This is a genomic window from Pseudomonas sp. GW821-FHT05H12 (genome assembly GCF_059419385.1).
Genome location: NZ_JBWKRS010000029.1, coordinates 1 through 13,737, shown reverse-complemented (window position 1 = coordinate 13,737; position 13,737 = coordinate 1). Strand labels below are relative to the sequence as shown.

15 protein-coding genes and 4 tRNA genes are annotated in these 13,737 nt (G+C 58.6%); 12 read left to right on the top strand and 7 right to left on the bottom strand.

The annotated features are described in order from the left end of the window. Positions 1–36 precede the first annotated feature (36 nt). The 4 genes from AC07SU_RS22565 to mgtE all read left to right on the top strand — a co-directional run bounded on the left by AC07SU_RS22565 (position 37) and on the right by mgtE (position 2,248). Positions 37–127: transfer RNA gene (locus AC07SU_RS22565), tRNA-Ser, on the top strand. Between the two features lie 108 nt (positions 128–235). Next, a tRNA-Arg gene (locus AC07SU_RS22560) sits at positions 236–312 on the top strand. Positions 313–384: 72 nt separating this feature from the next. Further along, positions 385–461, top strand: a tRNA-Arg gene (locus AC07SU_RS22555). A gap of 344 nt (positions 462–805) precedes the next feature. After that, positions 806–2,248 carry a magnesium transporter gene (mgtE, locus tag AC07SU_RS22550; protein WP_176997952.1) on the top strand — a complete coding sequence of 481 codons (1,443 nt, stop codon included), beginning with the start codon at positions 806–808 and terminating at the stop codon, positions 2,246–2,248. Positions 2,249–2,403: 155 nt separating this feature from the next. Here mgtE and AC07SU_RS22545 read toward each other — a convergent pair whose 3' ends face one another. From AC07SU_RS22545 to AC07SU_RS22535, 3 genes are all read right to left on the bottom strand, one after another. Continuing rightward, positions 2,404–2,730, bottom strand: coding sequence for an Arc family DNA-binding protein (locus tag AC07SU_RS22545; protein ID WP_024076996.1), 327 nt, complete (start codon positions 2,728–2,730; stop codon positions 2,404–2,406). A gap of 385 nt (positions 2,731–3,115) precedes the next feature. Further along, a complete protein-coding gene (locus tag AC07SU_RS22540; RefSeq protein WP_494998270.1) occupies positions 3,116–3,295 on the bottom strand; it encodes a PA3371 family protein in 180 nt (59 codons plus the stop codon). 10 nt (positions 3,296–3,305) lie between these two features. Further along, a complete protein-coding gene (locus AC07SU_RS22535; protein WP_494998269.1) occupies positions 3,306–3,533 on the bottom strand; it encodes a hypothetical protein in 228 nt (75 codons plus the stop codon). Between the two features lie 327 nt (positions 3,534–3,860). On the opposite strand from AC07SU_RS22535, the gene AC07SU_RS22530 reads away from it, so the two are divergent. Together AC07SU_RS22530 and AC07SU_RS22525 are read left to right on the top strand one after the other, a co-directional pair. Continuing rightward, positions 3,861–3,937 (top strand) — tRNA-Arg (locus tag AC07SU_RS22530). 269 nt (positions 3,938–4,206) lie between these two features. After that, positions 4,207–5,592 (top strand): MFS transporter, encoded by a 1,386-nt coding sequence (locus AC07SU_RS22525; RefSeq protein ID WP_176997949.1) that lies wholly within the window; start codon positions 4,207–4,209, stop codon positions 5,590–5,592. A gap of 59 nt (positions 5,593–5,651) precedes the next feature. Here the strand turns inward: AC07SU_RS22525 and AC07SU_RS22520 are convergent, their stop codons facing one another. From AC07SU_RS22520 to flgA, 4 genes are all read right to left on the bottom strand, one after another. Then, on the bottom strand, positions 5,652–6,401 hold the full coding sequence (locus AC07SU_RS22520) for a flagellar brake protein (protein ID WP_176997948.1): 750 nt from the start codon (positions 6,399–6,401) through the stop codon (positions 5,652–5,654). Between the two features lie 96 nt (positions 6,402–6,497). Beyond that, positions 6,498–6,968 carry a flagella synthesis protein FlgN gene (locus AC07SU_RS22515; protein ID WP_176997947.1) on the bottom strand — a complete coding sequence of 157 codons (471 nt, stop codon included), beginning with the start codon at positions 6,966–6,968 and terminating at the stop codon, positions 6,498–6,500. A 48-nt stretch (positions 6,969–7,016) separates the two neighbouring features. Then, the gene (gene flgM / locus AC07SU_RS22510; RefSeq protein ID WP_176997946.1) at positions 7,017–7,340 is read right to left on the bottom strand and encodes a flagellar biosynthesis anti-sigma factor FlgM; all 324 of its coding nucleotides are present in this window, start codon (positions 7,338–7,340) and stop codon (positions 7,017–7,019) included. A 142-nt stretch (positions 7,341–7,482) separates the two neighbouring features. After that, positions 7,483–8,247 carry a flagellar basal body P-ring formation chaperone FlgA gene (gene flgA / locus AC07SU_RS22505; protein ID WP_494998268.1) on the bottom strand — a complete coding sequence of 255 codons (765 nt, stop codon included), beginning with the start codon at positions 8,245–8,247 and terminating at the stop codon, positions 7,483–7,485. A gap of 80 nt (positions 8,248–8,327) precedes the next feature. Between flgA and AC07SU_RS22500 the strand changes: the two genes are divergently transcribed. The 6 genes from AC07SU_RS22500 to flgE all read left to right on the top strand — a co-directional run bounded on the left by AC07SU_RS22500 (position 8,328) and on the right by flgE (position 13,408). Continuing rightward, entirely contained in the window at positions 8,328–9,260 is a 933-nt protein-coding gene (locus tag AC07SU_RS22500; RefSeq protein ID WP_176997944.1) for a chemotaxis protein CheV, read from the top strand. A 43-nt stretch (positions 9,261–9,303) separates the two neighbouring features. Then, positions 9,304–10,131: a protein-glutamate O-methyltransferase CheR gene (cheR, locus tag AC07SU_RS22495; protein WP_025854126.1), complete on the top strand. Its 828-nt coding sequence runs from the start codon at positions 9,304–9,306 to the stop codon at positions 10,129–10,131. Between the two features lie 329 nt (positions 10,132–10,460). Beyond that, positions 10,461–10,868 (top strand): flagellar basal body rod protein FlgB, encoded by a 408-nt coding sequence (gene flgB / locus AC07SU_RS22490; protein ID WP_003214246.1) that lies wholly within the window; start codon positions 10,461–10,463, stop codon positions 10,866–10,868. A gap of 3 nt (positions 10,869–10,871) precedes the next feature. Then, the gene (gene flgC, locus AC07SU_RS22485) at positions 10,872–11,315 is read left to right on the top strand and encodes a flagellar basal body rod protein FlgC (RefSeq protein ID WP_016973698.1); all 444 of its coding nucleotides are present in this window, start codon (positions 10,872–10,874) and stop codon (positions 11,313–11,315) included. A gap of 16 nt (positions 11,316–11,331) precedes the next feature. After that, the gene (flgD, locus tag AC07SU_RS22480; RefSeq protein ID WP_176997943.1) at positions 11,332–12,060 is read left to right on the top strand and encodes a flagellar hook assembly protein FlgD; all 729 of its coding nucleotides are present in this window, start codon (positions 11,332–11,334) and stop codon (positions 12,058–12,060) included. A gap of 31 nt (positions 12,061–12,091) precedes the next feature. Next, a complete protein-coding gene (gene flgE / locus AC07SU_RS22475) occupies positions 12,092–13,408 on the top strand; it encodes a flagellar hook protein FlgE (RefSeq protein WP_176997942.1) in 1,317 nt (438 codons plus the stop codon). Positions 13,409–13,737 lie beyond the last annotated feature (329 nt).

Below are 13,737 nucleotides of genomic sequence, written 5' to 3'. Positions count from 1 at the left end.
CGGGGATGAACGTGGTTAATATACGCCCCGTGTTGCGGAGAGCTGGCCGAGTGGCCGAAGGCGCTCCCCTGCTAAGGGAGTACACCTCAAAAGGGTGTCGGGGGTTCGAATCCCCCGTTCTCCGCCATTATTTGCTTAGTACGTTGCAATCTGGTTTTTTCGCTAAGTTGTTGAAATTAAACGAAAAAATAGCTTTACATAGAGATTGAACGGCCTATAATGCGCGGCAACAAATGCACTCGTAGCTCAGCTGGATAGAGTACTCGGCTACGAACCGAGCGGTCACAGGTTCGAATCCTGTCGAGTGCACCATTTAAGAGTTAGTTGCAGTAATGCAGGTAACTCGGCTTCAACCAGTTGTGATCTGGTCTAAAAACACAATTTGCACTCGTAGCTCAGCTGGATAGAGTACTCGGCTACGAACCGAGCGGTCACAGGTTCGAATCCTGTCGAGTGCACCAAACATACAAACAAAAAGCCCGCCTAGTGCGGGCTTTTTGCCGTCTGGGGTTTGTGTAGGATTTCATCTTTTTCTCCTGCCCTCATGTGTTTTCCTCCTCGGCTGCGTCGTCGCAGTTCATAGATGCAGCCAATGCTCAGCTTTGGCTCGCAAGCGCTTGTTCTTTCCAGTTTTTTGACGTTAAAAGCGCGCGCAGCGTGTATCATTGCGCCCGTCAGCCCCGCCGGGGCTTGTGGAATACCTCCATGGACTTACCCAGTAGTTACTCAGTACCCCGCTTTACCAATCATGAATTGACTGATTGATCCTTCCGGCGTGCCCCGCTGCTGGGAGTGGAGTTCGCCTATGACCGAAGTAGAAGTAAAGAAAACACAAGAAAGCCTGCAGGATCGCCTAGCTCAAGTCATCGAGCTACTGCAGCGCCAGCGCGTGGTCGAAGACCTCACGCATCGCCAGGAAGGTCCGAACCACGACCGCGTCGAAAACCTGGTCCACCGGCAAAACCTCGTCGAGCTGCAACGCAAGCTCGATGACCTGCACTCCGCCGACGTTGCCTACATTCTTGAAGCCTTGCCGCTTGATGATCGACTGACCCTCTGGCAGTTGGTCAAGGCTGACCGTGACGGCGACATCCTCCTCGAAGTATCCGATTCGGTTCGTGAAACCCTGATCGCCGACATGGACGATCATGAGCTCCTGGCCGCCGCCAAGGAGATGGATGCCGACGAACTGGCTGACCTGGCCCCAGAGCTGCCGCGTGACGTTGTCCATGAGCTGATGGAGGCCCTCGACGGCCAGCAGCGTGAGCGGGTGCGTTCCGCCTTGTCTTACGACGAGGATCAGGTCGGCGCGCTGATGGACTTCGAGATGGTCACCATCCGCGAAGATGTCAGCCTGGAAGTGGTTCTGCGCTACCTGCGCCGCCTCAAGGAGCTGCCGGGCCATACCGACAAATTGTTCGTGGTCGATTACGAGGGCATCCTCAAGGGTGTGCTGCCGATCAAGCGTCTGCTGGTCAACGACCCCGAGAAGAAAGTCGCGGACGTCATGGCCAGTGATCCGGTGAGTTTTCACCCGGACGAAGATGCCTACGACGCCGCCCAGGCGTTCGAACGTTATGACTTGATCTCGGCCCCGGTGGTCGACAAAAACGGCAAGCTGATCGGCCGTTTGACCATCGACGAGATGGTTGACCTGATTCGTGAGGAGAGCGAAACCGAAGTCCTCAACATGGCGGGTCTGCGTGAGGAAGAAGATATCTTCGCTTCCGTCTGGCGCTCGCTGCGTAACCGCTGGGCGTGGCTGGCGATCAACCTGATCACTGCGTTCATCGCCTCGCGAGTCATTGGCCTGTTTGAGGGCTCGATCGAGAAATTGGTGGCCCTGGCGGCCCTGATGCCAATCGTGGCAGGTATTGGTGGTAACTCGGGTAACCAGACCATCACCATGATCGTGCGCGCCATGGCGCTCGACCAGGTGAACACGGGCAACACTTCACGCCTGATGCGCAAAGAGTTGGCGGTTGCGCTGATCAATGGCGTGGTGTGGGGTGGGGTGATCGGTATCGTGGCCTACTTGCTGTATGGCAGCTGGTCTCTGGGTGTCGTGATGACCGCCGCCATGACGCTCAACCTGTTGCTGGCTGCGCTGATGGGGGTGCTGATCCCCATGACCCTGGCGCGCCTTGGGCGTGACCCTGCAATGGGGGCCAGCGTGATGATCACTGCCATGACCGACAGCGGTGGCTTCTTCATCTTCCTGGGCCTGGCCACGATCTTCCTGCTTTGACCTGCCTGGCAAGCCAGCTCCCTGTAGGAGCTGGCTTGCCAGCGATCGCACCCCCTCGGTCTAACTGGGCGCCCCGCATCAGCCGCAACCCGTCCCGTCCAAATCCCACGCAAAAAAAAGCCAGCACATGGCTGGCTTCGGCTTTCAGTTGCAGATCAATCGGCTTCTGCGGCCGCTTCAACGTCGTGCGCGATAAGCGAGACGAGAGCATTTTGCTGGCGGTGGGAGAGCTGACGAAAACGCTGCAGCAGTTCGCGTTCGTGCAGTGACAGCTCTGGGCTGTCCAGGCGCATGCTCAACTCTTCGCCCAACGCACCTTCCTGAATGAGGCTCTGTTCCAGGCGCGCGATGATTTCGGAGTTCATGCTGCGGTGATGATTGCGAGCCACCTCGGCAATGCGTTCCCGCATTCCGTCTGGCAGACGTACGACGAACTTGTCAGCCGTACGGCTGGAATAAATTGCCTGTTTCAATGGGCGCATATATTTAACCGGTTAGTTCAGGGGAGCGGTTTTTGGAATTGGCCGCAAGATGAGTGTTAAGACAAGACTCACGACCAAAGTTCAACCCGAATTGCAAAGAGGCCGCATCATGCCTCAGATTTGACAGTTCCTTGGCGTCAATTCTGTGACAAATATTGAACTGCCTAAAGGCTTTATGCCAGCACTGATTTGCATTTTTGCGGACTGGTTGGAAAACTTTTCCACGAGTCATTCCCCAAGGGAACTTCCCGTAAGTCCAGGCCACCACAGGGTTTGAGGCCGCACATCCTATAGCAATATGGCCTTTTGCCCTTAATTTTAAGACTAGTGGCAATTTGCCGATTTACTAGGGCGGGGCGACATAAGGTAGGTACAGGAGGAGGGCTCAGCGCAACACAGGGTCGAATTTGAATCGGCGGCCAACGATGAGCGACAGCACCAGCAGGCTGGCAAACACGCCAGCGACGACGAATGCAGTGGTTTGCTCATCCTGGGCTGATGCGCTCATGCCAAACACGCCTGCCGCGAAGGTCAGGCATAAAAACAGCCATGCAGACTTAGTCATCGCGGTTACCTCAGAAAACCCAGTGTTCGGAAACAGGAGCGGCCTGAGCGTCCTGATTCACACGAATCGGCGTTTGCACGCCAGGTGTCATCACCGCCAGTTGTGGTCGCTGTTGCAGGTGATGCGGCACTGCTTGGCTGATTTGCCCGGCGTCATCCGAATTGGCGGACTGGAAATGGAACATGACCAGTGCTGCCAGGGCTACCGCATTAAGGGTCAACAGGAGGGCGCTGTTCATGTTCTTGTTCTCCGCAGTGGCTGGGCCGGATGAGGTCTGTCTGTAGGATAAGTATTGCAGGCCTCGTGCCAACCTTTTATCCCAATAAAATCAATAGCTTATAGACGTTTATGGGGGTTGTTGCGTTGCATTTTGCAAGACGGGCATTTCGCAGGGTTGCATTTTGCACGACGCCACAAAGTGCCCGTGTTTACGGGGCGATGCACAGCCTGGCCGAGTAAGGAGCGACCTACGCTCAAAAAGCCCACGGACGACATGACAAACGCTGACCTGACCGTTAACATGCACGCCGTCCGTCGCCGCCCGCTTGGCAGGCGCCTGTCATTTGTCCCAGTAGCTCAATTGGATAGAGCATCCCCCTCCTAAGGGGAAGGTTGGCCGTTCGAACCGGCCCTGGGACACCAGATTCAAAGCCCCGCACAGACTGTTCTGGCGGGGCTTTTTTGTGGGCGCGTGGCAACATCGCGTCGAACCTTGCGGGCGATCAGGGTTCACAGCCAGTGCACCATCTATTTATCGCAACCGGTGTACCTCCCAGGCGAGCAAGCGGCGTCTGAGTGATTAAGCAAAAAATTCCCCGGAAACAGCCGATACCGCCTGTCCGGATCCGGCAACCCCGGACTATCATGCCGATAGCCCTGTCTCTCACCGCAAGGAGCCGCTCGGAACGCCGATGCGCCAGATCTGGAAATCTTTTCGAGCCCTTTATTTCGCCTCCTTGATGATGCTGATCGGCTCCGGCCTGCTCAGTACTTACCTGGCCCTGCGCCTGGCCGCCGACCATGTCGACAGCCTGTGGGTCGGTGCGTTGATGGCGGCCAACTATTTTGGCCTGGTACTGGGCGGCAAGATCGGGCACCGGCTGATCGCCCGCGTCGGGCATATTCGCGCCTATGCCACCTGTGCCGGGATCGTCGGTGCGGCAGTACTCGGCCACGGGTTGATCAACTGGCTGCCGGCCTGGATCGTGCTGCGTACGATCGTGGGCCTGGGGATGATGTGCCAGTACATGGTCATTGAAAGCTGGCTCAACGAGCAGGCGGACGCCAAGCAGCGTGGCGTGGTGTTCAGCGGCTACATGATCGCGTCCTACCTGGGTCTGGTGCTGGGGCAGTTGATTCTGGTCATGCACCCTCAACTCGGTCTCGAACTGCTGATGCTGGTCGCGGTGTGCTTTGCCCTGTGCCTGGTGCCGGTGGCCATGACCCGACGCATCCACCCCGCGCCTCTACACCCGGCGCCGATGGAGCCGCGTTTCTTCATTAAACGGGTGCCGCAGTCGCTGAGCACGGTGCTGGGGGCCGGGGTAATCGTGGGCTCGTTCTACGGTTTGGCGCCGCTCTATGCGTCGCAGCAAGGCCTGACGACCGAGCAGGTTGGTCTGTTCATGGGCTGCTGTATTTTTGCCGGTCTGTTGGTGCAGTGGCCGTTGGGCTGGTTGTCGGATCGCTATGATCGGGCCTTGCTGATTCGCTGCTTTGCGTTGTGCCTCGCGGTGGCGGCATTACCTCTGGCAATCATGTCGCAGGTGCCGCTGGAAGTGTTGTTCGTCGCCGGTTTCTTGTGTTCGCTGGTGCAGTTCTGCCTGTATCCGCTGGCCGTGGCGTTTTCCAACGACCATGTGGAAGGTGATCGCCGGGTTTCTCTGACGGCAATGCTGCTGGTGACCTACGGCATTGGCGCCAGTATCGGGCCGCTGCTGGCGGGTGTGGCGATGAAGCTGTTTGGCAGTCACATGCTGTATGCGTTCTTCAGCCTGTGTGCGTTGATCCTGGTGTGGCGTATCCGGCCGAAGGCGGTCACCAACCTGCATCAGGTGGATGATGCACCGCTGCATCACGTGGCAATGCCCGACAGCATGTCCAGCTCGCCGCTGGTGGCTTGCCTTGATCCACGGGTGGACGAGGCGGTGGTGCAGGAACAGATGCAGGCCACGCCCGTGGACCCTGCGCCCGAAGCCGATCCGGCGCCGGTGGTGGATGAGTCCGTCGTCGAAGGGCCACCGCCGCCCCTGGACCCGGATGACCACCCTCATGACCTGAGCCGCGCGCGGCCCTGAAAGCAAAAACGGGCAGATCCCATCAGGATCTGCCCGTTTTTTATTGCGCTCGAAAATGCTTAGAAGTCGTCGTCTTTATCGAAGCGACGGGCTTCGCGCTGCAATTGGTACACAAAGCGCTCGACCTGGCGCTGCACCAGGCCACTCATGTTGTGGAAACGCACGCCGGCAAAGGTGGTGTTGATCTTCTCTTCGAAGTGCAGGTAACGCAGCTCCACTGAGGTGGTCATGCTGCCGAAGGGCAGGGCGGCGATAAACCGGTCATAGACCTGGCCCAGTTGCAGGCGCTCGGAGATATCGCCTTCAAAGCGCAATTTGCAGCCGGTGGCGGAGATGTCCAGCAACTTGCCGCTGATCGGCGCCTTGAGCTTCTCGCCACCCAGTTCGATATTGACCAGTTGGGCCAGCTTCAATGCGGCGCGGAAGGCGTTACGGCGCTGATGGTAGACCACCTCGTCGGGCATGCTGCCGGTGTAGATGCGGTGCCCGTCTTTTTCGCTGATGGTCAGGGTGCCGTTGCTTTCCCAGGCCACACGCACGCCTTCGTGGAAACCCTCGATGCGAAACGGTTCGCCATTTTCGAGGTAGCGCTCACCGTCGCGCGGGATCATTTCGTCCAGGGCCAGCGTCCCGCTGTCCCGGTCAACGTCCACCAGGTAGCTTTGGAAGCGCTGGCTGCGTTCATGGAAAGTGATGATCAGAGGATCATGGCTTTCTTGCAGCATCCGCAAAGTGCCGGCGATTTCCAGAGGCGTGGTGAGGACCTTGGGTGGCTGCGGGGCATCTTCCGCATTGAGGGCGTTGAACACGGTTCTTCCATCTCCAGACAAAATACGACATCACGCAAGAGCAGGCATTTTGCCAGCATGTAGCGCGCCTTGGATAGGGCGCGCTGAAAACCGGCGTCAGGCTTGGCTGCGGGTGCTTGGCTTGACCAGGCGCGAGGTGGAGCCTTGGGCGTTGTAGAGGGCCGGAGGCTCTCCGCCGTGGAGTATACGCAACTGGTTGGCGGTCGTAGCTTGCTGTAGCTGGATCGACTGACCGTTGAGCAGGTTGGCTTCCTGGCACTGGGCGAGCAATAGATTGAGGGCGTTGCTCTGTGCCAGCAGTTGATCGCCGACCGAGGAGTGACTGGCCAGCTGAGCGAGGCCGTCGTGATCAGCGGGCAGGCCCAGGCTGATGAGAATCTGGCTGCGCTTCTTGCCATGCTGTTCCAGCAGCACAATCAGCGACTGCTTGCGTGCGAGGATTTCCTCCAGCAAGCGCATGTCCCGGCCGTACAAGGCCAGGGACTCTTCTTTGAGCAGCTCGAGCAAATGTTGCGTCGGCGCCAGATCGTCAATGATCAGTTGAAGCAAATGTTCGTCGTGGTGCATGGCTGGCCTTGGGTTTTAAGCGTCCAAAAGCCCTGCGCAGGCCTTTGCCTAGCGCTCGGCTTCGAAGTTAAGCAGCTTGCTGGCTACACGGTTGCTGTCGACTTTATAGCTGCCATCGGCGATAGCCTGTTTCAACTCGGCCACGCGGGCTTTGTTGACCACCGGTTGATCGCGCAGCGAGTCAGTGACCTTCTGCAACTGTTGAGCCTCATTGCTCAGGTGTACCGATTCCCCGCTTTGGCTGGCACCGGCCTGCTCTGCCTTGGCGGGCAGGGGCTGGGACTTGGCATCTACGCTGTCCTTGGCACCGCTGGTGCGCGTAGAGCCGGGCAAAGCCTGGGCGTTATTCAAACGGCTGAAATCAATGACCATAATAAAAAAACCTCTGGGTATTTGGACGCTTGCCATGTTTTCGGCCATACCCGGACAAACTTTAGGCTCGATTGACAATAAACCTGTTTGCGCGAACGTCTGGCGCACAGTGTAGGAAAAGCTGGCGTCCGATACCAGTGATCTATAAAGCCACCTCGACTTGTCCGGGAGCGGTCACCCGCGCCTTGATCACGCGGTTGGAATTCAGGTTCTTGACGCGGATCTGCTCGCTCATGCCGCCGTTGGACAGCGCCTCGCCCGGCATCTTCACGTTCAGCGAGCCGCTGCTGGCAGAGATCACCACCTGGTCGCCCTTGCGCACAACCTCGGCCTGCTCCAGGTGAACCAGGGTAATCACCTGGTCGGTGACCATTGGTCGGGTCAGTTTCTGCCCGATGGCCTGGTCCAGCGTGGTGAGGTAACCCTGATTGATCAGGCTGATATCCCGCTCACGCAAGGCAACGTCTTGATCGCCGATGATCCCGGTGCGCTTGAGGGGGCGGGTCACCACCACCACGTCGCGGAACAACTTCACCTGCGCCGGTACGAACACCGTCCAGGGCGACGCGCCTTCGCAGCGCACTTTGACCGTGACACGGCCGATCGGCTGGGCCGGGCTTTCCAGGGTGGCTGTCAATTCCTTGTCGCACGCCGGCATGCGTAGTCGAGGGTCCAGCTGGTTGACCTGGATTTCGTAGCGCCCGGGCGTCTGGGTGGTCGCCAGATAATCTTCTACAGTGAACTCAAGAAAGCCCTGAGTGACGCCGATAAGTAGATCAGGCAAGGTGACGTTATCTGCGCGGGCCGTGGCCCCTGTGCCCATGGCAAGCAATGCCAGCGACGCGCAGAGCAGGCTACGGAGTCGTTGGGGAGCAAGGCGTCGGGAAACTGTCGTTTTAAGGTTCATGACCAATAAAAAGCAAAGCTCGTGCCGTTTAATGTTGGGTGCGCGTCGTACCCCTTAGGTTTTAGCGTAGGAGTCTGGGCATGGCAGGTGTAATGGATTCAGTAAACCAGCGCACACAGCTGGTAGGGCAGAATCGCCTTGAGTTGTTGCTTTTTCGCCTGGACGGCAAGCAGCTATATGGCATCAACGTGTTCAAGGTGCGGGAAGTGCTGCAATGTCCCAAGCTGACGATCATGCCCAAGTCCAGCCCGGTGGTGTGTGGCGTTGCCAACATCCGGGGTGCGACGATCCCGATTCTTGACCTGGCCATGGCCACCGGTTCTTCCGGTTTGCAAGACCGTGAAAGCCCGTTCGTGATCATCACCGAGTACAACACCAAGACCCAGGGCTTCCTGGTGCGCTCGGTGGAGCGCATCGTCAACATGAACTGGGAAGAGATCCATCCGCCGCCCAAGGGCACCGGCCGCGATCACTACCTCACGGCGGTGACGCGGGTCGATAACCAGTTGGTGGAAATCATCGACGTGGAGAAGATCCTCGCCGAAGTGGCGCCGACCTCGGAAAACATCTCGGTCGGTGTGGTTGATGCCGAAACTGCGCACAAGGCGGTATCGCTGCGGGTATTGACCGTGGATGACTCCTCCGTGGCGCGCAAGCAGGTCACCCGTTGCCTGCAAACCGTCGGTGTGGAAGTGGTCGCGCTCAATGACGGACGCCAGGCGCTGGATTACCTGCGCAAGCTGGTGGATGAGGGCAAGAAGCCGGAAGAAGAATTCCTGATGATGATTTCCGACATCGAGATGCCGGAAATGGACGGCTACACCCTCACGGCCGAGATACGCAACGATCCACGCATGCAAAAACTACATATCATCCTGCATACTTCGTTGTCCGGTGTATTCAATCAGGCGATGGTCAAGAAGGTCGGTGCCGATGACTTCCTGGCCAAATTTCGTCCTGATGACCTGGCATCCCGGGTAGTCGACCGGATCAAGGCAGCAGATCACGGCTAGGGGGATTTCCCCTGGCGGTCACACGATTTAAGAGGCGGTATCATTGTCTACGGGTAATTTGGATTTCGAACAATTCCGGGTCTTCCTGGAAAAAGCCTGTGGCATATTGCTCGGTGAAAACAAGCAGTACCTGGTATCCAGCCGTCTCAACAAACTGATGGAACAGCAGGGTATCAAGTCCCTGGGCGAGTTGGTCCAGCGCATCCAGGGCCAGCCGCGCAGTGGCCTCAAGGAAATGGTGGTCGATGCCATGACCACCAACGAAACCCTGTGGTTTCGGGATACCTACCCCTTTGAGGTGCTCAAGAGCAAAGTGCTGCCCGAAGCCATCAAGGCCAGCCCGGGTCAGCGCCTGCGCATCTGGTCGGCGGCGTGTTCTTCGGGGCAGGAGCCGTACTCGATCTCGATGTCCATCGACGAGTTCGAACGAACCAACATGGGCCAATTGAAGGCTGGTGCGCAAATCGTTGCCACCGACCTGTCCGGCACCATGCTCACCAACTGCAAGACCGGCGAGTACGACAGCCTGGCCCTGGGCCGTGGTTTGTCCCAGGAACGCCTGCAGCGTTACTTTGACCCGAAAGGGGCAGGGCGCTGGGCGGTCAAGGCGCCGATCAAGAACCGGGTGGAGTTCCGCTCGTTCAACCTGCTCGACAGCTACGCCAGCCTGGGCAAGTTCGACATGGTGTTCTGCCGCAACGTGCTGATCTACTTCTCGGCCGAAGTGAAGAAAGACATCCTGTTGCGCATCCACGGCACGCTCAAGCGCGGCGGCTATCTGTTCCTCGGCGCTTCCGAAGCGCTGAACGGTTTGCCGGATCATTACCAGATGGTGCAGTGCAGCCCGGGGATCATCTACCAGGCCAAGTAATACCCAAACACTGTGGGAGCCAGGCTTTTGTAGGCGCTGGCTTGCCAGCGATAGCATCACCTCGGTCTAACTGAAAAACCGAGGTGCCTGCATCGCCGGCAAGCCGGCTCCTACAAGAGCCGGCTCCCATTTTTTTTGCGGCAATCCTTCCCCGAGCGGCAAACCCCCATTGCCGCTTTACTGGCGCCACGCGGAAACCGGTTGCCGCTTTTCTGGCATTGCCACCGGCAACCCCCCCGCAAACCCTTGAGTTACGGCCTTTTCGTTAATTGGCATGCGCCTTGCTATAACCCAGTTACGAAAAGCAGGTCAGCCTAAAGGTTTCCGCCATGAGCATCAGCTTCGATAAAGCGCTCGGTATCCACGAACAAGCCCTGGGCTTCCGCGCCCAGCGTGCCGAAGTCCTGGCCAACAACATTGCCAACGCCGACACCCCGAACTACAAGGCTCGGGATCTGGACTTCTCCGCCGTGCTCGCTGCACAGCAGGACAAGACCAAGAACGGCACCTTCGCCTTGAACATGACCAATAGCCGTCATATCGAAGCGCAAGGCCTGGGCAATGGTGACGAGTCGCTGCTGTATCGCACGCCGATGCAGCCGTCGATCGACCAGAACACCGTCGACGCCCAGCTGGAGCAATCGGCCTACGCCGAGAACTCGGTGAACTTCCAGGCCAGCTTTACCCTGCTCAACAGTAAATTCAAAGGGCTGATGTCAGCCCTGCGTGGAGAGTAAGCCATGTCCCTAGCCAGTGTTTTCAATATTGCCGGCAGTGGCATGAGCGCGCAGACCACGCGTTTGAACACCGTCGCCAGTAACATCGCCAACGCCGAGACCGTGTCTTCGAGCATTGACCAGACCTACCGCGCCCGTCACCCGGTGTTCGCCACCATGTTCCAGGGCGGCCAGAGCGGTGGCAGCGATTCGCTGTTCCAGAACCAGGATGCCGCCGGCCAAGGCGTGCAGGTGCTCGGCGTCGTTGAAGACCAGAGCAACCTGGAAGCCCGCTACGAGCCGAACCACCCGGCAGCGAACGAAAAAGGCTACGTGTACTACCCGAACGTCAACGTGGTCGAGGAGATGGCAGACATGATCTCCGCCAGCCGCTCGTTCCAGACCAACGCGGAAATGATGAACACCGCCAAAACCATGATGCAGAAGGTCCTGACCCTGGGTCAGTGATAAGGGGCGCCAAATAATGGCCATTGTTGATACCACTTCTACCAATACGGCGGTTCAGGACCTTTTCAACTCGAAGGTCAAGACCGCGACGGACAACAGCAGCGTCGGTGACGCTTCCAAGGCGGCGACGGGCAACCAGTCGCTGGGCAAGGACGCATTCCTGCAACTGCTGGTGACCCAGCTCAAAAACCAGAACCCGCTGTCGCCTCAGGACAACGGCGCGTTCGTGGCGCAACTGGCGCAGTTCAGCAGCCTGGAAGGGATCAACACCCTGAACGACTCGGTGAATGCGATCTCCAGCAACTTCAGCTCGTCGCAAGCGCTGCAAGCGTCGTCGCTGGTGGGGCGTTCGATCATCACCCAGACCGACAAGGCCATGGTTGATACCAGCAAGAGCATGACCGGTTCGGTAGCGGTGACGGCGGCGACGGGCAACGTCTCCGTGAAGATCACCGACAAAGACGGCAACGTGGTGCGCACCATCGACATGGGTGCCCAAAGCGCCGGCGATGCGAGCTTTATCTGGGATGGCAAGAACGACAAGGGCGAAGTCGCCCCTGCCGGTACCTACACCTTTGCCGCCACCACGAAGAACGACAAGGGCGACTCGGTTGCCCTGGCCACTTCGCTGCCGGCAACCGTTACCAGCGTGACGCTGAGCAAGACCGGCGGCGAAATGCTGTTGAACCTTGCAGGCGGCATGGGCAGCGTCAAGCTGTCGCAAATTCAGACTATCGGTACATAGAGCCGGCTAAATACGGCAGAAGGAGAGAAACATGTCTTTTAACATCGGCCTGAGCGGCCTCTATGCGGCCAACAAACAACTGGACGTGACCGGCAACAACATCGCCAACGTCGCGACCACTGGCTTCAAGTCGTCCCGTGCGGAATTCGCGGACATCTACGCGGCGTCCAAGCTGGGCACCGGCCAGAACAGCATCGGCAACGGTGTGAACCTGGCGGCTGTGTCCCAGCAGTTCACCCAAGGTGACGTGAACAACAGCGGCGGCATCCTGGACATGGCGATCCAGGGCGGTGGCTTCTTCGTGCAGAAGGCCAGCGACGGCTCGCTGGAATACACCCGCAGCGGTGCCTTCCGTGCCGACAAAGACGGCTACATCACCAACAACACCGGCACCTCGCGCCTGCAAGGCTACGCGGCGGACGCCGATGGCAAGATCATCAAGGGCGGCCTGACTGACCTGCAACTGAACCTGTCGAACCTGCCGCCGAAGGCGTCCACCAAGGTGGACTCCACCAGTAACCTGAACTCTTCAGAAGCGGTGATCAACCAGACGACCAAGCCGTTTGACCCAAGTGACACCAGTACCTTTACCACTCAATACAGCACCACCTTGTACGACAACCAAGGTAACGCTCACCCGATGGTGCAGTACCTGGTCAAGACCGACAGCAACGTCTGGAAATCCTACACGCTGATCGATGGCCGTAACCCGGACGGCACACTGCCAACGGGCACAGGCGCAGGCACTGCGCCACCTGCTGCGACGACGCTGACGTTTGATGGTTCCGGCAAGCTCACCACTGTTGCTGGGGCAGGTGTGACCGGCAATACCCTGACCATCACCGGCTGGGTGCCGGGTACCGTGACCAATGGTGTGTGGAAGGCAAACGGTGCGACTGCCAACCCTACCGGCATCGCAATCAACATGGGCAACATCACCCAATACAACTCGGCCACCTACCGCAACCCGCCGACCACCGACGGTTATGCGACTGGCCAGATCACCGGCCTGAAAATCGACGGCAGCGGCGTACTGTTCGCCACGTTCAGCAACCAGCAGAGCAAGGCCATCGGCCAGATCTCCCTGGCCAGCTTCAACAACGAACAAGGCCTGCAGCCAGCCGGTGGCACCACCTGGAGAGAGACTTTCGCTTCGGGCCAGCCGGGTTACGACACCCCGCAAGCCGGCACCCTGGGTTCGATCGTGGCCAACTCCCTGGAGAACTCCAACGTCAACCTGACCAACGAGCTGGTGGACCTGATCAAGGCCCAGAGCAACTACCAGGCGAACGCCAAGACCATCTCCACCCAGAGCACCATCATGCAGACCATCATTCAGATGACCTGATGCGTTAACGCTCCACAAAAAGCCCCTCACACGAGGGGCTTTTTTGTGGGCGCATTCCGGTAACCCAACACAACCCTGCGCGACGCAACGCGACCCCATGTAGGAGCCGGCTTGCCGGCGATGGCGGGGTACCAGGAAAAGGATATGCCGACAGGAAGGTCGCTATCGCCGGCAAGCCGGCTCCTACAAGGGTTGGCGGTGTATCAGGCGACGGATGGTTCGACAAAGGCCCGGTCAATGGTGGGAGCTGGATTGAACTGGCCTAATGATTTTGGACACTTCAATCGGGCGCTATGATGGCGCCCAAATCTGAGGTGTTTGGGTATGCG